This is a genomic window from Luteimonas sp. A649, assembly GCF_054072735.1.
Genome location: NZ_JBSVRQ010000003.1, coordinates 110,096 through 128,720, shown reverse-complemented (window position 1 = coordinate 128,720; position 18,625 = coordinate 110,096). Strand labels below are relative to the sequence as shown.

15 protein-coding genes and 5 tRNA genes are annotated in these 18,625 nt (G+C 68.9%); 14 read left to right on the top strand and 6 right to left on the bottom strand.

Annotated elements, in window-relative coordinates; genetic code table 11:
* Positions 1-2: 2 nt before the first annotated feature.
* Entirely contained in the window at positions 3-1,310 is a 1,308-nt protein-coding gene (gene tig / locus ACW5E8_RS12525; RefSeq protein WP_456965855.1) for a trigger factor, read from the bottom strand.
* 204 nt (positions 1,311-1,514) lie between these two features.
* Here tig and ACW5E8_RS12520 point away from each other — a divergent pair.
* From ACW5E8_RS12520 to ACW5E8_RS12495, 6 genes are all read left to right on the top strand, one after another.
* Positions 1,515-1,591, top strand: a tRNA-Pro gene (locus ACW5E8_RS12520).
* 6 nt (positions 1,592-1,597) lie between these two features.
* Positions 1,598-1,674 (top strand) — tRNA-Arg (locus tag ACW5E8_RS12515).
* 86 nt (positions 1,675-1,760) lie between these two features.
* Positions 1,761-1,837: transfer RNA gene (locus tag ACW5E8_RS12510), tRNA-His, on the top strand.
* A 63-nt stretch (positions 1,838-1,900) separates the two neighbouring features.
* A tRNA-Lys gene (locus tag ACW5E8_RS12505) sits at positions 1,901-1,976 on the top strand.
* Positions 1,977-2,035: 59 nt separating this feature from the next.
* A tRNA-Leu gene (locus ACW5E8_RS12500) sits at positions 2,036-2,120 on the top strand.
* Between the two features lie 77 nt (positions 2,121-2,197).
* Positions 2,198-2,959, top strand: coding sequence for a Bax inhibitor-1/YccA family protein (locus tag ACW5E8_RS12495; protein WP_456965854.1), 762 nt, complete (start codon positions 2,198-2,200; stop codon positions 2,957-2,959).
* Positions 2,960-3,291: 332 nt separating this feature from the next.
* On the opposite strand, the gene ACW5E8_RS12490 is transcribed toward ACW5E8_RS12495, so the two are convergent.
* The 4 genes from ACW5E8_RS12490 to grxC all read right to left on the bottom strand — a co-directional run bounded on the left by ACW5E8_RS12490 (position 3,292) and on the right by grxC (position 6,547).
* The gene (locus tag ACW5E8_RS12490; RefSeq protein WP_456965853.1) at positions 3,292-4,626 is read right to left on the bottom strand and encodes a Na+/H+ antiporter NhaC family protein; all 1,335 of its coding nucleotides are present in this window, start codon (positions 4,624-4,626) and stop codon (positions 3,292-3,294) included.
* A 131-nt stretch (positions 4,627-4,757) separates the two neighbouring features.
* Positions 4,758-5,771 carry an isocitrate dehydrogenase gene (locus ACW5E8_RS12485; RefSeq protein ID WP_456965852.1) on the bottom strand — a complete coding sequence of 338 codons (1,014 nt, stop codon included), beginning with the start codon at positions 5,769-5,771 and terminating at the stop codon, positions 4,758-4,760.
* A 132-nt stretch (positions 5,772-5,903) separates the two neighbouring features.
* Positions 5,904-6,302, bottom strand: a complete 399-nt coding sequence (locus ACW5E8_RS12480; protein WP_456965851.1) for a carboxymuconolactone decarboxylase family protein — start codon at positions 6,300-6,302, stop codon at positions 5,904-5,906.
* Entirely contained in the window at positions 6,299-6,547 is a 249-nt protein-coding gene (grxC, locus tag ACW5E8_RS12475; protein ID WP_456966018.1) for a glutaredoxin 3, read from the bottom strand. The genes ACW5E8_RS12480 and grxC overlap by 4 nt, the downstream gene beginning before the upstream one ends.
* Before the next feature lie 221 nt (positions 6,548-6,768).
* Between grxC and ACW5E8_RS12470 the strand changes: the two genes are divergently transcribed.
* The 5 genes from ACW5E8_RS12470 (at position 6,769) to ACW5E8_RS12450 (ending at position 14,146) form a co-directional block, all read left to right on the top strand.
* Positions 6,769-8,343, top strand: a complete 1,575-nt coding sequence (locus ACW5E8_RS12470) for a M48 family metalloprotease (protein ID WP_456965850.1) — start codon at positions 6,769-6,771, stop codon at positions 8,341-8,343.
* 94 nt (positions 8,344-8,437) lie between these two features.
* Entirely contained in the window at positions 8,438-9,127 is a 690-nt protein-coding gene (phoB, locus tag ACW5E8_RS12465) for a phosphate regulon transcriptional regulator PhoB (RefSeq protein WP_456965849.1), read from the top strand.
* Positions 9,128-9,136: 9 nt separating this feature from the next.
* Complete coding sequence (phoR, locus tag ACW5E8_RS12460) at positions 9,137-10,495, top strand: phosphate regulon sensor histidine kinase PhoR (protein ID WP_456965848.1); 1,359 nt, start codon at positions 9,137-9,139, stop codon at positions 10,493-10,495.
* Positions 10,464-12,617 (top strand): polyphosphate kinase 1, encoded by a 2,154-nt coding sequence (ppk1, locus tag ACW5E8_RS12455; protein WP_456965847.1) that lies wholly within the window; start codon positions 10,464-10,466, stop codon positions 12,615-12,617. The genes phoR and ppk1 overlap by 32 nt, the downstream gene beginning before the upstream one ends.
* A gap of 5 nt (positions 12,618-12,622) precedes the next feature.
* Entirely contained in the window at positions 12,623-14,146 is a 1,524-nt protein-coding gene (locus ACW5E8_RS12450; protein WP_456966017.1) for a Ppx/GppA phosphatase family protein, read from the top strand.
* A gap of 601 nt (positions 14,147-14,747) precedes the next feature.
* Here the strand turns inward: ACW5E8_RS12450 and ACW5E8_RS12445 are convergent.
* Positions 14,748-15,383: a hypothetical protein gene (locus ACW5E8_RS12445; RefSeq protein ID WP_456965846.1), complete on the bottom strand. Its 636-nt coding sequence runs from the start codon at positions 15,381-15,383 to the stop codon at positions 14,748-14,750.
* A 128-nt stretch (positions 15,384-15,511) separates the two neighbouring features.
* Between ACW5E8_RS12445 and ACW5E8_RS12440 the strand changes: the two genes are divergently transcribed.
* The 3 genes from ACW5E8_RS12440 (at position 15,512) to ACW5E8_RS12430 (ending at position 18,577) form a co-directional block, all read left to right on the top strand.
* Positions 15,512-15,991, top strand: a complete 480-nt coding sequence (locus ACW5E8_RS12440) for an NDR1/HIN1-like protein (RefSeq protein WP_456965845.1) — start codon at positions 15,512-15,514, stop codon at positions 15,989-15,991.
* Between the two features lie 87 nt (positions 15,992-16,078).
* Complete coding sequence (locus ACW5E8_RS12435) at positions 16,079-17,869, top strand: acyl-CoA dehydrogenase C-terminal domain-containing protein (protein WP_456965844.1); 1,791 nt, start codon at positions 16,079-16,081, stop codon at positions 17,867-17,869.
* A gap of 90 nt (positions 17,870-17,959) precedes the next feature.
* A complete protein-coding gene (locus ACW5E8_RS12430; RefSeq protein WP_456966016.1) occupies positions 17,960-18,577 on the top strand; it encodes an HNH endonuclease in 618 nt (205 codons plus the stop codon).
* The last annotated feature ends 48 nt before the right edge of the window (positions 18,578-18,625 follow it).

Sequence of the window (18,625 nt, the reverse complement as noted above, 5' to 3'; positions counted from 1 at the left end):
CGTCACGCCTGCGGCGCGATCGCTTCCTGGAAGGTCAGCTGCGTGTCTGTGTGGTCGGCGCGCTCGGCGATCCAGTCGATCACCTGCTCCTCCATCACCCGGTTCTGCAGTCCACTCATAAGCTGGGGATCGTTGCGATACAAGTCAATGACCTGCTGCGGCTCCTCGTAGGTCGAGGCGATCAGGCGCAGGGTCTCGTCCAGGCGCTTGCGGTCCAGCATCAGCTGGTGCTTGCTGGCCACCTCGCCCACGAGCAGGCCCACCAGCACGCGCTTGCGCGCGGGCTCCATGAAGTTCTTGTGCGCATCCGCCGGCGGCTGTGCCGGACGGCCCTGGCGGCGCGCCTGCTCCGCCACCTGGGCGACCAGTGCGTGCGCTTCCTGTTCGACGAGGTTCGGCGGCAGTTCGACGTGGGCATACGCCTCGACCAGCTGCTCGCCGACGGCGCGGCGCAGGCGATTCATCAGCGCGGACTTGAGCTCGCGCTCCAGGTTGGTGCGGATGTCGGAGCGGAACTGCTCCATCTCGCCGCTCTTCACGCCGAAGCTGCGGATGAACGCGGCGTCCGCCTCGGGCAGCACCTCTTCCGAGACCTGCTCGGCGCGCAGATGGACGTTCACGGTCTTGCCGGCGAGCTGCGGCACGCGCCAGCCTTCCGGGAAGGTGACCTCGATCGCCTTCTCGTCGCCCTTGGACATGCCGACCAGCGCCGTCTCGATGTCGGCGAACATCGCGCCCGAGCCGATCACCGACACGCCACGCTCCGCGCCTTCCGCGGGCAGCCGCTGGCCGTCGACCTCGGACCAGGTCTCGACGTCGACCGCGTCGCCCACCTTCGCCGGGCGCGTCACCGCGCTCCAGCTGCGGCGCTGTTGGCGCAGGTTTTCGATCATCCGGTCGATGTCTTCCTCGGTCACCTCGGCCACCGGGCGCTCGACCTTGAGGCCGGTCACGTCGATCTCGCCGAAGTCCGGCACCACTTCGAAGGTGGCCACGTAGGCGAGATCGTCGGAACCGTCCTTGTCGGCGGGCTCGATGTGCGGGCGGCCAGCGATGCGCAGCGCGTTCTCGCGCACGGCGCTGTCGAAGCCTTCGCGCAGCAGGCCGTCGAGCACTTCGCCGCGGACCTGCGGGCCGAAGCGCTGCTCGATCACCTTCGCCGGCACCTTGCCCGGGCGGAAACCCTTGATGCGCGCGGTGCGCGCGATCTCGCGCAGGCGGCCACCCACCTGGTCCTGCAGGCGGTCGGCCGGCAGGCGGAAGGTCATCTTGCGTCCGAGGTTGCCGACGGTCTCGACTGAAGCTTGCATACCCACTCCTGCAACCGCGGCCAGGGCCGCGGGCGTTGGTTGTCTGGTTTGGCCGGCCTGCCGGGCAGAGCCCGCGTCCGGCGACGGAACGGAGCATTTTGACGGAATACCGCCGCTGCCGCCAGCGCCCCTGCGTTGACACCGCCGGAGGCGGTCCCGACAATGCCCGCGCCGACCCGTCGCGACACCGCGGGCCGCCGCAGTCGGGGTATAGCGCAGTCTGGTAGCGCGCCTGCTTTGGGAGCAGGATGTCGGGGGTTCGAATCCCTCTACCCCGACCAGTCCCAGCGCCCGTAGCTCAACCGGATAGAGCACCGGCCTTCTAAGCCGGTGGTTGCAGGTTCGAGTCCTGCCGGGCGCGCCACCCCCGCCGCGGACACGTCGCACTATCGTCCCGACCGCGCTACAATGCGCGCCCCACCGGCCCAGGCCGGCGCGGAACCCCCAATGGTGGATGTAGCTCAGTTGGTTAGAGCACCGGATTGTGATTCCGGGGGTCGCGGGTTCAAATCCCGTCTTCCACCCCAGCTTCCCGCGTGGCATGCAAGTGTTGATCCGCAGGCCCTCGCTTTGCTAAGATTTCCCGCTCGGGGCCGTTAGCTCAGTTGGTAGAGCAGTTGACTCTTAATCAATAGGTCCAAGGTTCGAATCCTTGACGGCCCACCAAACCCGAAGCGCCCGGCCCCGCCGGGCGTTTTTTGTTGCAGGATCGGGTGCGTGGCAATGCGAAAGTGGCGGAACTGGTAGACGCCCCGGCTTTAGGTGCCGGTGCCGCAAGGCGTGCGGGTTCGAGTCCCGCCTTTCGCACCATCCCCGCACGCGCGCGTCGCGTGCCGCCGTGTATCCTCCCTCGCTGGCACACGCACACCGACCCTTGGGGGGAATCCATGCGCAGCGGCAACCCGGTCCTGTCCGAATCCACCTTCCTCGACCTTGGCAGCGGCACCGTCGTGTCCCGCGACGCCGGGGCGATGACCATCAACGGCACGGTCAACAAGACCGCCTTCCTGCTGTTCCTGACCGTCCTCACCGCCGCCTTCGCCTGGAGCCGGGCCTTCACGCCGGCCGGCGAGATCGCACCCGGCTTCTCCGTGTACATGTGGGGCGGCCTGATCGGCGGCTTCATCCTCGCCATGGTCACGGTGTTCAAGAAGGAATGGGCGCCGGTCACCGCGCCGCTCTACGCACTGGTCGAGGGCTTCTTCCTCGGCGCGATCTCGGCGCTGTACAGCCACATGTACGAGGGCATCGTGGTCCACGCGGTGATGCTGACCTTCGCCACCCTGTTCGCGATGCTGTTCGCCTACCGCTCGGGCTGGATCCGGGCCACCGAGAAGTTCAAGCTCGGCGTGGTCGCGGCCACCGGCGGCATCTTCCTGGTGTACTTGGCGACCATGGTGTTGGGCTTCTTCGGCATCAACATCCCGATGATCCACGACAACGGCATCATCGGCATCGGCTTCAGCCTGTTCGTGATCGTGATCGCGGCGCTGAACCTGGTGCTCGACTTCGACTTCATCCAGGCCGGCTCCGAGCAGGGCGCGCCGAAGTACATGGAGTGGTACGGCGCCTTCGGCCTGATGGTCACCCTGGTCTGGCTGTACATCGAGTTCCTGCGCCTGCTGTCCAAGCTGCAGTCACGCAACTGACGTTCGGTTCCACGCGGCACGCATCAAGAAGGGCGCCCCACGGGGCGCCCTTCGCGCATGTGGCGTTCGTGGCAGCCAGGCCAAGAGCTTTTTTTGCCACGGATTCGCACGGATTCGCACGGATTCACGCGGATAGAGCAAATGCAGGGAGAAAGCGGAAGCTTCAGTCCCGCCACGTCCCATCCCCGCCCCTGTTCTATCCGCGTCCATCCGCGTAAATCCGTGGCACAAAAGCCGTGGCCCTATCCGCGTGAATCCGCGGCAAATCCGTGTGGATCCGTGGCAAAGGCTTCTGCTTTTTCGCAGCTATAGCTGCTCCTGCAGTTCCATCGCTACGGCGCGCGGGAGCCGGCCGGCTCCGCCGCAAGCGCGGGGGCACGCCGCGGCCAGGCCATGAAGCCGATCGCCACCAGTGCCAGGATCCAGCAATAGAACACGGTGCCCGACAGCGACAGTGGCGACACCGATGCCAGTCCCGCGGCCAGCAGGATCTGCGCGCCATAGGGCAACAGCCCCTGCGGCACGCAGGCGAAGATGTCGAGCACGCTGGCCGCGCGCCGCGGGCTGATGTCGTGGCGCTGCGCGATGTCACGCGCGACATCGCCGCTGACCAGGATCGCCACGGTGTTGTTGGCGGTGAAGACGTCGGCGGTCGCCGACAGCGCCGCGATGCTGAACTCACCGGTACGCCGGCCCTGGTGGCCGCGCGCGACGCGGGCGATCGTGCGGGCCAGCCACTCCAGCCCGCCGGCGGCCTTCATCAATGCGCCCACGCCGCCGATCAGCAGCGACAGCAGCAGGATCTCGGTCATGCCCTCGAAGCCGGTCCAGATGTCCCCGGCGTACTGCACCAGGTCGTAGTCGGGCGAAAGCGCCAGGCCGAAACCGCCCGCCAGCGCCAGCCCGATCCCGAGCACCAGGATCACGTCGAGCCCGCTCAGCGCCAGCGCCAGGACCAGCACATACGGCAGCACCAGCCAGGCCGAGACCGCCTCATCGGTGGTCACCGGCGCCGGATCACCCAGGAAGGCCAGCAGCACCATCGTCGCCAGCGCGGCCGGCAACGCGATCTTGAAGTTCTCCCGGAACTTGTCGCGCATCTCGGCGCCTTGGCTGCGGGTCGCGGCGATGGTGGTGTCCGAGATCACCGAGAGGTTGTCGCCGAACATCGCACCGCCGATCACCGCGCCGATCACCAGCGCGCGGTCGAGGCCCGAGGCATCTGCCACGCCAAGCGCGATCGGCACCACGGCCGCGATCGTCCCCATCGAGGTACCGATGGCCAGCGAGATCAGTGACGCGACGACGAACAGCCCGGGCAGCAGCAGGCTGGACGGCACCGCACCGATGCCAAGCGCCACCACCGCATCGACCGCGCCGATCGCCTGCGAGACATAGGCAAAGGCCCCTGCCAGCAGGAAGATCAGGCACATGGTCATGATGTTCGGGTCGCCCATGCCGCGCAGCAGCACCTCGCCGGGCTTCACGCCGCGCCGGTACGCGATCCACGCGGCCAGCGCCAGCGCCGGCAGGATCGCCACCGGTGCGCGCAGCTGGTAGAAGCCCATCTCTTCGCCCTGCAGGGTGAAGTACAGGCCGCTGCCGAAGAACAGCGCCAGGAACAGCAGCAGCGGTGTCAGCGCCAAGGCGCTCGGACGGGAATCCATCGCTTTATCCGCATGAAAGGATCAGCGATTGTGGGGCCCGCTCCGGGTGCTGTCGAGCGCACCGTCCGAAACAGCAATGTTCCAGAAACAAAACGGGCGCCGAAGCGCCCGTCAGTCGAGTACCGCCCGGCTCAGGCCGCCAAGCGGCTCGCAATGGCCCGGGCGAAGCCCATCGTGGTGCCGTTGCCGCCGAGGTCGGGGGTCAGCGAGTCCTTCGCCTCCAGGGTGGCGACGATGGCGGCGCGCAGCTGCGTGGCCTTGTCCGCCATGCCGATGTGCTCGAGCATCTGCGCCGCGCCCAGCAGCAGCGCGCAGGGATTGGCCACGCCCTTGCCGGCGATGTCCGGCGCCGAGCCGTGCACGGCCTCGAAGATCGCCGCGTCCTTGCCGATGTTGGCACCCGGGATCAGCCCCAGGCCACCGATCAGGCCGGCGCACAGGTCGGAGATGATGTCGCCGAACAGGTTGGTGGTCACGATCACGTCGAACTGCTCGGGGCGCATCACCAGCTGCATGCAGGTGTTGTCCACGATCATCTCGTTGCACTCGATGTCCGGATATTCCTTGGCGACGTCGCGGGCGGCGTTGAGGAACAGGCCCGAGGTCGACTTCAGGATGTTGGCCTTGTGCACCACGGTGACCTTCTTGCGCCCGGCCTTGCGTGCGAGTTCGAAGGCGTAGCGCACGATGCGCTCGGAACCCTTGCGGGTGTTGCGGGTGACCGAGACCGCCCAGCTGCCGTCGGGCGCCGTTTCCTGGCCCTCGGCGCTGTAGGCGCCCTCGGTGTTCTCGCGCACGGTAATCACGTCCACGCCCTCGGTGAAGCGCGAGCGGGTATTGGGGAACGAAGCCGCTGGACGCACGTTGGCGTAGAGGTCGAAATGACGGCGCAGCTGCACGTTGATCGACGAGAAGCCGCCGCCGACCGGCGTGGTCAGGGGGCTCTTGAGCGCGATCTTGTTGCGGCTGATCGAATCCAGGGTGGCCTGCGGCAGCAGCTCACCGTGCTTCTCGAGCGCCACGAGTCCGGCGTCGGCCTCTTCGTAGACGAGTCCGGCGCCCAGGGCGTCGAGCACGTGCAGGGTGGCGTCCATGATCTCCGGGCCGATACCATCGCCGCGGATGACCGTGATTGTCTGGGTCATTGTGTGGGGTCCATGCTGGGGGTGACGCCGGGCGCGTACGCGGGGCGTCTGGGGGGACGGGACAGCGGCCAATTATGCCAAACGCCGCCCTTTCCTGCCCGGACCCGAGGATGAACGCTGCGATCCTCGCCCTCAGTCGTGCGCGTGCTCCGCGGGGGCCGGCGCCCCGGCCTCGAGCTGGTCCAGGAAGTCCACGGCGCGCCGCAGGTGCGGAATCACGATGCTGCCGCCAACCACCAGCCCGATCGAGAACGCCTCGAACATGGCATCGCGGCCCACGCCGGCCTCGCGGCAGCGGGCAACGTGGTAGCTGATGCAGTCATCGCAGCGCAGCACCAGGGAGGCCACCAGTCCCAGCAACTCCTTGGTGGCCACGTCCAGCACGCCGGCCTGGTAGGCCTGGGTGTCGAGCGCGAAGAAGCGGCGCACGACCTGGTTGGGCTCGGCGAGGATGCGCTCGTTCATGCGCTCGCGGAACTCCGTGAAGTCCCGGATGCGGTCGCCGCCCTCGCCGCTGCCTGCGGCGCTCATGCGCCCCGGCCCGACAGCAGCGGCTCGAAGCCACCGGCGCGATGCAGCGCCATCAGGTCGTCATAGCCGCCGACATGGACATCGCCCACGAAGATCTGCGGCACCGACGTCCTGCGCGCCAGTGCGACCATGCGCTCGCGCTCGGCGGGGTCGGTATCGATGCGCACCTCGGTCCACTCCAGGCCCTTGCTGCGCAGGAAGTTCTTGGTCGCCACGCAGTACCCGCAAACGGCGCTGGTATACATGGTGATCTGGGGGGTGGCTTGCTCGTTCAATGCGGTCTCCGGAAACTCTTGCGGCCTGAGGCCGTCAATTGTGGGGGTCCGGCACACCGATTTCAGCAGGCATGATCGACCCGCTGCGTTCGACTGGTCGGATTAACGCGGTATTCACGCCCTTGGCACCCGCCACCCCCATGCTGTTCATGCGCGCCCGCGCCCCGGACCGATTGGATTTCCAGCCCCGAATGCGACTGCTTCCCGCCATCCTTGCCCTCGCCCTTGCCGTGGCCATTGCTCCGGCACCGGCGCAACAGCGGCTGCCGGATATCGGCTCGTCCGCAGACACCCTGCTGGGTCCGAGCCAGCAGCGCGAGTACGGTCAGATGCTGCTGGCCCAGCTGCGGCATTACGACTACGTGCTCGACGATCCGCTGGTCGATGCCTGGCTGCGCGGGCTGGGCAACCGCTTGGCCGCGGCCAGCGACCAGCCCGAGCAACCGTTCACCTTCTTCATGCTGAAGGACCGCTCGATCAATGCCTTCGCCACCCTGGGCGGTTACATCGGGACCAACGCCGGGCTGGTCCTCGCTGCCGAGAGCGAGGACGAAGTAGCGGGCGTGCTCGCCCATGAAGTCGCGCACGTCACCCAGGCCCACGTGCTGCGGGGCGCCGAACGTGCCCAACGCGACAGCGTCCCGATCCTGCTGGCGATGCTGGGCGCCGTGGCGGTGGCGTCGCAGACCGACAGCAGGTCCGCAGGCAACGCGGCCCTGGCCGCGATCACCAGCGCGCAGGGCCTGATGATCCAGCGCCAGATCGACTACACCCGTTCCAACGAGTCCGAGGCCGACCGGCTGGGCATGCGCACGCTCGCGCGCAGTGGTTACGACGCAGGCGCGATGGCAAGGATGTTCGAACGCATGCAGGCCATGTCGCGTACCAACCAGGGCGGCGAACGCGAACGCATGCCCGACTACATGAGCACGCATCCGGTCACCACCACGCGCATCGGCGAGACCCGCCAGCTCGCCGAGCAGTACGCCGGTGGCCAGGGCAACGCATTCGCCACCACCGGGCTCGCCGGCAACAACCCCCTGCTCCCGCCCGGGTTGCGCCCCGACGGCCTGGGCGCCGGTGCCAGCGGGACGCAGTTCGGCTGGGCGCGCGAACGTTTGCGCGCGCTCAGCGCGGACACCCCCACCCAGGCCATCACCGAGTACGGCCGCCTCGCCCGCATCGCGCCCCTGGACGATGCACAGCGTTACGGCCTGGCGGTGGCCCAGCTGGAGGCAGGCAACGGGGCCGCGGCCGCGCGCGGTTTCGAGGCGCTGCTCGATACCCACCCCGGCGACATGTGGCTGCAGCTCGGCTTCGCCCAGGCCGAGGCCCGCCGGGGCCGCCACGCGGCCGCCGACGCCGCCTTCGAAGATTTGGTCCGGCGCATGCCCCGCAACCGCGCGGTGGTGCTGGGCTATGCCGAGGCCCTGGTCGAACGCAAGGATGCCGACGCGGCGCGGCGTGCCCAGGACATCCTGCGTCCGTTGATGGCCGGCTCCACGGAAGACCCCGTCTTCCACCGCACCTTCGCCCGCGCCAGCGAGATCGCCGGCGACACGGTCCGTGCCGGTGAAGCCTGGGCGGAGACCGCCTTCCTCAACGGCCGCGCGGAACAGGCGCTGGTGCAGCTCAACACCCTGCGCAAGCGCGACGACGTCGATTATTACGCCCGCGCCCGCATCGACGCCCGCATCGCCGCGATCACGCCGACCGTGCTCGAACTCCGCCGCCAAGGCATCCGCGATCCGGACCTGCGCAAGTAGCCTCCTGGCGCGTGGGCGTTCGGTGACACTGTCACCAAAACGTCACCAAACCGTCGTCTAATGGCTGCGGTACCCCGGAACGAGCGCTGAAAGCGTGCAGAAACGCATCCTGATCGTCGACGATGAACCCGCGATCCGCGACATGGTGGCATTCGCCGTGCGCAAGGGCGATTACGAGGCGGTCCACGCCGGCGACGCCCGCCAGGCGCAGGAAGCCATCGCCGACCGCGTCCCCGACCTGATCCTGCTGGACTGGATGCTGCCCGGCACCAGCGGCATCGAACTCGCCCGCCGCTGGCGCCGGGAAGCGCTGACCCGCGACATCCCGATCATCATGCTGACCGCGCGCGGCGAGGAGAACGACCGCGTCGGCGGCCTCGAGGCCGGGGTCGACGACTATGTGGTCAAGCCCTTCTCTTCGCGCGAACTGCTGGCCCGGATCCGCGCGGTCATGCGCCGCTCGCGCGATGACGACGAGGACGGCAGCGTGACCCAGGGCGACCTGCGCATCGATGGCGCGGCGCACCGCGTGTTCGCCGGCGACGAGCCGGTTTCGATCGGGCCCACCGAGTACCGGCTGCTGCACTTTTTCATGACCCATGCCGACCGCGTGTACTCGCGCTCGCAGCTGCTCGACCACGTCTGGGGCGGCAGCGTCTACGTCGAGGAACGCACGGTCGACGTGCACATCCGCCGCCTGCGCAAGACCCTCGAACCCTTCGGGCTCGACGGCATGGTGCAGACGGTGCGCGGCGCCGGTTACCGATTCTCGGCCTCGGTCTAGACTGGCGGCATGCCGCCGACTCCCAAGACTTCATGGCAGCGGACCCTGGCCACGCTGGCCGCGGTCCTTGTCCTGGCCTTGCTGGCCGGCCTCGCCGTGGGCCAGCCCTGGCCGGCCCTCGCACTGGCGTCCCTCGCCCTGCTTGCAGCGCACCTGCTGCGCCTGCGCCGGATCATGGGCATGGTCGACGCCCGCATGCGTCTGCCACCACCGCCCGCGGGCGGCGGCGCCTGGGCAGGCATGGAACGCCTCCTGCATCGCGGCCGCAACGAGGTCCGCGGCCGCGAACGGCGGCTGGTGGAGATGATGCGCGCCTACCGCGCGGTCGCCACAGCCCTGCCCGACGCCCTGGTGGTCGTCGATCGCAACACCCAGCGGGTGATCTGGTGCAACGCCGCGGCCGACAGGCTGCTCGGCCTGAACTATCCGCGCGACAAGGGCGCGAGCCTCTGCGAGCGCCTGCAGCCGTTGCCCATCGCCCACTGGCTGAGCGCCGGCCGCCATGCCGAACCGATCGTGGATGCCGCGTCACCCGCTGATCCGGCGATCCGCATCAGCCTGCGCCTGATCCCCTATTCCGACGCGCTGTGGCTGATGGTCGCCCGCGACGTCGGCAAGCTGATGCGACTGGAGAAGATGCGCCGCGACTTCGTCGCCAACGTGTCGCACGAGCTGCGCACGCCGCTGACCGTGATCCACGGCTACCTCGACATGCTCGAGCCCGAAGAAGACACGGAGTGGGAGCCGATCATCGGCGAGATGCGCCGCCAGTCGCAGCGCATGACCCAGCTGGTGGAAGATCTGCTGACCCTGTCCCGGCTCGAGGCCCAGGACACCATCGAAGAAGACGACGTGGCGATGGCACCGATGCTCGCCACCCTGCGCCGCGAGGCCGAAGCGCTGAGCCAGCAGCGCCACGAGGTCACCGTGGAAGACACGGCCGGCGTCGACCTCCGCGGCTCCACGCGCGAGCTGCACAGTGCGTTCTCGAACCTGGTCGCCAATTCGGTCCGCTACACGCCGAGCGGCGGCCGCATCACGGTGCGCTTCGCACCCGGCGAAGGCGGCGGCGCGGTGCTGTCGGTCGAGGACAGCGGCTACGGCATCCCCGAGCCGCACCTCGTACGCCTGACCGAACGCTTCTACCGCGTGTCGAGCAGTCGCACGCGCGAAACCGGTGGCACCGGCCTCGGCCTTGCCATCGTCAAACACGTACTGCAGTTGCACCAGGCGCGGCTGGACATCGCCAGCGAGGTCGGCCGCGGCAGTACCTTCTCCTGCATTTTCGGGGCGGAGCGCATCATCGAGCGCCTGGCCGACCCGCATGAAGAGCCACATGACCAGACGCACACCGGCGAAACCGCCTGAGACCCCGGCTCCGCGCAAGGCCGCGGCACGGGCAGGCACGCGCGTAGCCGCCACCTCCGACGCCGCGGGGGAATCGCTCAGCGACCCCGGGTTGTACCTCAACCGCGAGCTGTCCCAGCTCGACTTCAACTTCCGCGTGCTGGCGCAGGCGCAGGACGCGACCGTGCCGCTGCTCGAGCGGCTGCGCTACCTGTGCATCTCCTGCACCAACCTCGACGAGTTCTTCGAGATCCGGGCCGCCACCGTGCGCCATGCCCAGGACTTCGATGTGCCCCTGCCGCCCGACGGCCTGTCGCCGGGCACCGTGCTGCGCCGCATCCACGAGCGCACCGCCGAACTGGTCCAGGGGCAGTACGCGTGCTGGAACGACATCCTGCGCCCCGCACTGGCCGACGCCGACGTCCGGGTGATGGGCCGCGAGACCTGGAACACGCGCCAGCGCCGCTGGCTGCGCGCCCTCTTCCGCGAGGACATCCTGCCGGTGCTGTCGCCGCTGGGCCTGGACCCCTCGCATCCGTTCCCGAAGATCCTCAACAAGTCGCTCAACCTCGTGGTCGTGCTGAAGGGCAAGGACGCGTTCGGCCGCAGCGGCCACCTTGCGATCGTCCGCGCGCCGCGCTCGCTGCCGCGCATCATCCGCTTGCCGCCGCGGGTCTCCGGCGGCGAGCACGACTTCGTCTTCCTCTCGGCGATGCTGTCCGAATTCGTGGAGGACCTGTTCCCGGGCATGCAGGTCGAGGGCGCGTACCAGTTCCGCGTCACCCGCAACTCCGAGCTGATCCTCGACGAGGACGAAGTCGAGAACCTGGCCCTTGCCCTGCGCGACGAGCTGCTGGGCCGCGGCTACCTGCGCGCGATGCGGCTGGAGATCGCTGCCGACTGTCCGGAGCCGATCGTGCGCGGCCTGCTGCGCAACTTCGACCTGCCGGAGAACGCGGTCTATCGCATCAACGGGCCGGTCAATCTCAACCGCGTCATCCACGTCTACAACGAAGTCGATCGCCCCGAACTGAAGTTTCCGCCGTTCCAGCCGCGCCAGCTGCCTGGGAGCGACGCGATGTTCGACCGCATCGCCGCCGCCGACGTGCTGCTGCATCATCCCTTCGACAGCTTCAGCCCGGTGCTCGAGCTGCTCAAGCAGGCCGCGACCGACCCCGGCGTGCTGGCGATCAAGCAGACGCTGTACCGCACCGGGCGCGATTCGCCGATCGTCGAGCACCTGGTGCAGGCCGCGCGCAACGGCAAGGACGTCACCGTGGTGGTGGAGCTGCGCGCGCGCTTCGACGAGGAAGCCAACCTCGGCCTCGCCGACCGCCTGCAGGACGCCGGCGTGCAGGTGGTCTACGGCGTGGTCGGCTACAAGACCCACGCCAAGATGCTGCTGGTGGTACGGCGCGAAGGTCGGCGCCTGCGCCGCTACGTGCACATGGGCACCGGCAACTATCACAACGGCACCGCGCGCGCCTACACCGATCTCGGCCTGATGACGGCCGATCCGGACATCGGCAGCGACGTGCACCAGATCTTCCAGCAGATCTCGGGACTGGCGCCGGCGATCCGCCTCAAGCGCCTGCTGCAGTCGCCGTTCACCCTGCACGCCGGGGTGCTGTCGCGCATCCGCCGCGAGGCGCAGTTCGCGGCGGCCGGCCGACCCGCGCGGATCATCGCCAAGATGAACGCGCTCAACGAACCCCAGGTGGTGCGCGCGCTGTACGCGGCCTCGCAGGCCGGCGTGCAGATCGACCTCATCGTGCGCGGCGCCTGCACCCTGCGTCCCGGTGTCCCCGGTGTGTCCGACAACATCCGCGTGCGCTCGATCGTCGGGCGCTTCCTCGAACACACGCGCGTGTACTGGTTCGCCAACGACGGCGCGCCCGAAACCTGGTGCGCCAGCGCGGACTGGCTGGAACGCAACCTGCTGCGCCGGGTTGAAACCTGCTTCCCGATCCTGGATCCGGTGGTGGCCGCGCGCGTGCGCGACGAAGCGCTGGAGACCTATCTCGCCGACAACTGCAACGCGTGGGAACTGCAGCCGGACGGCAGCTATCGCGAACTTGCCCCGGCCGCGGGCGAAACGGCGCATTCCGCGCAGTGCGCGCTGCTGGCCGGGATCTGCGGATGAGCCCGGTGCCTGCGCCCGCCGCGTCGCAGAGCCAGCCGTTGGTCGATGGCGACATGCTCGCCGCGGTCGACCTCGGCTCCAACAGCTATCACATGGTCGTCGCCCGATACACGCTGGGCCAACTGCGCGTGGTGGACCGCCTGCGCGAAACCGTGCGCATGGCCGAAGGCCTCGATGGGCGAGGCGGCCTGGATGCGGAGGTGCGCCAACGCGCACTGCGATGCCTGGCGCGTTTCGGCCAGCGCATCCGCGACATTCCGCCGCACCGCGTGCGCGCCGTCGCCACCAACACCGTGCGCCGACTGACCGCGCCGCAGGCGTTCCTGATGCCGGCCGAGACCGCGCTCGGCCATGCCATCGAGATCGTGTCCGGGCGCGAGGAGGCGCGCCTGGTGTACCTGGGCGTGGCCCACGCGCAGCCGCCCAGGGGTGGCCAGCGCCGGCTCGTGGTCGACATCGGCGGCGGCTCCACCGAATGCATCATCGGCCGCGGCTTCGAAACACTTGAACGCGACAGCGTGCAGCTCGGCGCGGTCGCCGGCACCCTGCGCTACTTCGGCAACGGCAGGCTGTCGCGGCGGAAGTGGCGCGAAGCGCTGATCGAGGCCTCGGTCGAGTTCCAGCAGTTCGCGGCAACGTATCGCAGCCTCGGCTGGCAGGAAGTCATCGGCGCCTCGGGCACCAACAAGGCCATCGGCGAGATCTGCGCCGAGATGAAGCTCACCAAGGGTGCGATCACCGCCGAAGCGCTACCGGTGGTGCGCGATCAGCTGCTGCGCGCCAGCAGCATCGACGACATCAAGCTGCCTGGCCTTTCCGACGACCGCCGCCCGATCATCGCCGGCGGCCTGCTGGTGCTGGAGGCTGCATTCGCAAGCCTGGACCTGCAGCGGATGATGGTCAGCAAGGCTGCACTGCGCGAAGGCGTGTTGTACGACATGCTCGGCCGCGCCGGCGACCAGGATCCGCGCGACACCTCGGTCGACGCCCTTGGCCAGCGCTACGGCATCGACCGCGCGCAGGCGCTTCGCGTCGAAGCGACCGCCTGCCGCCTGTTCGACCAGGTGGCCACCGCGTGGCAGCTGTCGCAGGACGACCGTGTGATGCTGTCATGGGCCGCGCAGCTGCATGAGCTCGGACTGACGATCGCGCACAGCCAGTACCAGGTGCACGGCGCCTACATCCTCGCGCAGTCGGACATCGCAGGCTTCTCGCGCCAGGAGCAGCAGTTCCTCGCCGCCCTGGTGCGCGCGCATCGGCGCAAGGTGCCCAAGAGCGTGTTCGAGGCGCTGCCCGACCGCCTGCTGCCGGCGGCGCGGCGGCTGTCGATCCTGCTGCGGCTGGCGGTGGTGCTGCACCGCGGCCATGACGATCCCGACATTCCCGGCCTGGAGGCGCGCGCCGTTGGCGACGCGCTCGCGCTGCGGCTCCCGCCGCGCTGGATGGACGAACGCCCGCTGCTGCAGGCCGATCTGGTCGGCGAGCCTGCGGAGACCGGGGCTCTTGGCATCACGCTGCACTTCGACTAGAAGGCAGGCGGGTCGCCGGAGCGGCCCGCCTCGGGTTCAGGGCGTGCCGATTTCTTCGGAGAAGATCACGCGCGAATCGTTGATCGGACGCCCGGCGCAAGTGCACAGGAAACGCTGAAAAGTCCAGCGGGAAAAGGGCCGGAGCACCCGGGAAACCGACCGCATTCCACCGCATGACATTCTGGGCCCCGGAGGCGGGCAACAGCACCGACTTGACGATGTAATGAGTTGCGCCCGTACCGGTCTGGAAGCCGCTGACGCCGGTACAGGAGAGCTCCACAGCTTCCGAGGCGTTGTTGAACCACATCTCCACTGCGCTCGGGTTCCTGGGGTCGGCAGCCCAAGCGCCCTGCGAGGTGAATGAACACGTGACGAAGGCGTTCGACGTTCCTTCGTTCTGCACGGCCAGCGGACGCTTGCGGTCGCGGTTTCAAACCAGGCAGCGCGCCCTGGCACATGCCCACCGGATCGCATACGCACCCTGGCGGGTGCGGAACAGCTGGGCGATTCGAATCCACCTCTCCCGATCCAGCAACGGCTACGCTGGCCTCAAGCGGCCACGCGCCGGATCAGGAACCCGCGACGACACCGCCGGAAGCGACTACCCCTTCGCGCGGTTGGAGTAGATCCGGACCTCGGTGCCGCCGCCCGGCTTGGGCACGAACACCATCTGCGTCTGCGACAGCACGTTGCCGCCGGCAGCGGTGATGTAGAACAGGCCCCAGTCCTGGGCATCACCCATGCGCTCGAAGCTGCCCACGATGCGGCAGCTCGACTGCTTGCAGGCGATGTCGACATTGCTCGGGCGCAGCCCGGTGCCGGCCATCGTCTCGCCGGAAATGGTCTCGACAAGAAGGTTCTCGGTGTCCGGGCCGGACACGGGATCGGGCACGTCGCTGGCGAAGCGCGCTTCGAGTTCACGCAGTTGCCGGTCACGGGCCGCGGCGATCTGCTCCGGGGTCTGAGGCTCGCCGAGCGCGCTCCGCGAATCGCCATCCGCGCCGCCACCAGCGCCAGCGTCGAACGGGCGAGCCGCCATCGCCCGCCCGCGCGGCTGCACGGGTGCTGCTTCGATGGCGTCCAGGCGCTCGGTCAGCCGGACCAGCGCCTCGTCGGCCGCGGCATCCTCGGCCTTCCTGTCCCACGCCAGGTTCGCCACCAGGGCCACCACGGCGATCGCCGCGATCGTCCATGGCAGGCGTTCCCTGAATCCCTTCCCGTTCTGACTGGCGCTCATTTCGACTCCATGGATACTGATGACAGCACTGTAAACGCTATCCGGCGACGATCCACGCCATGCAGACCAGACCATCCGCCACCGTATCGAGCGATGCTATGCTCGACCGAACCTGATGGGAGGCAGCAATGGGTCGTCGAATCCTCACACTTGTGGCCATGGTAACGGTCGTTCTGGTCGCCGCGTGCTCGAGCGGTCCGGTCCGCAGGATCTCGGAGCCCGCCGCCAGCATCCAGGAGCTCGCCGTGCAGGCCGATGGCAGCTGGCTGGTCAGCCTGCGATTGCAGAACTACAGCAGCATCCCCATGCGCTTCGAAGCGGTCGACATCAAGGTGACGGTCGGCGGACAGGCGGCCGGCGCGCTGCAGCATCGTCCGGGCCTGGAGATCGGGCCGGAGTCGGCCGACGTGGTGTCGATGGAGATGCAGCCCGAGTCGAGCGCACGCATGTTGATGGCCGATGCCCTCGCCGGCGGCCGTCGCGTGGACTACGCGTTCGACGGCACCATCGATGCCGCGCCAAGCGACCGTGGCGCGTCGCGCAGCTACAAGGTGGAGCGCAAGAGCGCACTCAGCCCGACGCCCGGCCTTCCCGGCGTGCTGCGCTGAACCCCGTACGCGCACCCGTCCCAATGCAGGAGCAGCCACGGCTGCGACCGCACAGCATCGGCAAACCCAAAGGACACGTTCCCGCACATGAGCCAGTACACCGCCCCGCTCGATGACATCCGCTTCATCCTCGACGACGTGCTCGACGCGCAGTCGCAGTTCGCGCGCCTTGGCTACACCGACGCCACGCCTGACGTGGTCGACGCCGTGCTCGATGAGGCCGCGCGCTTCGCCGGCAGCGTGCTCGCCCCCCTCAATGCGGTCGGCGACCAGCAGGGCTGCCGCCACGACCCCGCCACCGGCGACGTCACCACGCCGGAAGGATTCAAGGCCGCCTACGCGCAGTTCGTCGAGGGTGGCTGGCCCGGCCTGACCGCCGACCCGGAGTTCGGCGGGCAGGGGCTGCCGCACCTGGTCGGACTGTCGATGAGCGAGATGATCAACGCCGCCAACCTCGCCTGGGGCAATTTCCCGCTGCTGTCGCACGGCGCGGTCGAGGCACTGATCCAGCACGGCGAGGACTGGCAGCGCGAGGTCTTCCTGCCGCCGCTGGTCGAGGGCCGCTGGACCGGCACCATGTGCCTGACCGAACCGCACTGCGGCACCGACCTCGGCCTGCTGCGCACGCGCGCCGAACCCGCGGACGACGGCAGCTACGCGATCACCGGCACCAAGATCTTCATCACCGCCGGCGAGCACGATTTCACCGACAACATCGTGCACCTGGTGCTGGCCAAGCTGCCCGACGCACCGCCCGGCGCCAAGGGCATCTCCCTGTTCGCGACGCCGAAGTTCAAGGTCGCCCGCGACGGCAGCGTCGGCGAGCGCAACGCGGTGCGCTGCGGTTCGATCGAACACAAGATGGGCATCAAGGGCTCGGCCACCTGCGTCATGAACTTCGACGGCGCCCAGGGCTACCTGGTCGGCGAGAAGCACGGCGGGCTCAAGGCGATGTTCACCATGATGAATTCCGCGCGCCTGGGCGTGGGCCTGCAGGGCCTGGGGCTGTCCGAGCGCGCCTGGCAGAACGCCCTGCGCTATTCGCGCGAACGCCTGCAATCGCGCGCGCTGACCGGCCCGAAGTTCCCCGACAAGCCGGCCGACCCGATCATCGTGCACCCCGACGTGCGCCGCATGCTCCTGTCGACCAAAGCCCTGACCGAAGGCATGCGAATGCTGGCGATGCACGCCGGGTACCTGCTCGACGACGCCGCGCGCGCCTCCCATCCCGCCGTGCGCGAGCGTGCCGAAATCCTTGTCAGCTTCCTCACGCCGATCTCCAAGGCCTGCCAGACCGAATGGGGCATCGAGAACACCTACAACGCCCTCCAGTGCTTCGGCGGCCACGGCTACATCGCCGAGCACGGCATGGAGCAGTTGGCGCGCGATGCCCGCATCACCACGCTGTACGAAGGCACCACCGGCATCCAGGCGATGGACCTGATCGGACGCAAGACGGCGTTCTCGAGGGGCGCGGGGCTGAAGCTGTTCCTGGCCGAGGTCGAGGCGTTCTGCGCGGCCCACGCCGATGACGCGGAGCTCGCCGCGGATGTGGCCACCCTGCGCGCCAAGTGCGTGGAATGGGGCGCGCTGACGACCGAAGTCCTGCAGGCGTCGGCCGCCAACCCCGACGAGCTCGGCGCCGCCGCCCACGACTACCTGTTCTATTCCGGCTATGTGGTGCTGGGCTACTGGTGGCTGCGCGCGAGCGTCGCCGCGCGCACGTCATCGCGTCCAGCCGCATTCAAGGACGCCAAGCGCGAAACCTCACGCTTCTACTTCGCGCGCATCCTGCCCCGCACCCTGGCGCACGCCGCGGCGATCCGCGCCGGTGCCGGGTCACTGATGGACCTCGAGGCCGACCACTTCGGCGGCTGAGGCCGCGTCGCTACACAAGCCGTCATCGGGAGCGTATAAGCTGTTGTTCCCATGGAACCAGACAGAGCGCGGCTTCGCCTCGTCAGCGGCATGGAACCCCCGGCAGCGCCGGTGGACCGGCACGTGGCCGGCACGGGGGTCCCGGCGCTTGGGCGCGTGCGCCTGCTGGCCCTGGATGCCCACGGACGCGCACTGGACTGGATGAGCTGGCAGGAAGCGACCTGCCTGTACGTGCGCGGCGCGGTGGCCTGGACCCTCGGCGACCCCTGTCTCGCGGTCCGCGGTGGCACCAGCCGGGCCACCGGCCAGCGCAGCCTGGTCGAACTGCACCCCATCGTGGCCGCGCGCGGCCACGCCGGCACGCGGGCCCTGGACCCGACACCGGCGCTGACCAATCCGGCGCTGTTCGCCCGCGACCGGCACCTGTGCATGTACTGCGGGCAATCGTTCCCGCGCCAGCGGCTGACCCGCGACCACGTGCAGCCGGTCTCCCGCGGTGGGGTCGACACCTGGGAAAACGTGGTCGCGGCCTGTTTCTCCTGCAATTCCCGCAAGGGCGGTCGCAACCCCGCGCAGGCATCGATGCCGCTGCTCGCGATCCCGTACCGGCCCAGCTGGATCGAACACCTGATCCTGTCCAACCGCAATATCCTCGCCGACCAGATGGCCTTCCTGTCCAGCCAGCTGCCCAAGCGGCGGCGTCACTGAGGCGGCGAAGCACCGGCAGCCATCGCAGGGCAAGCGCGACGGGCGTCA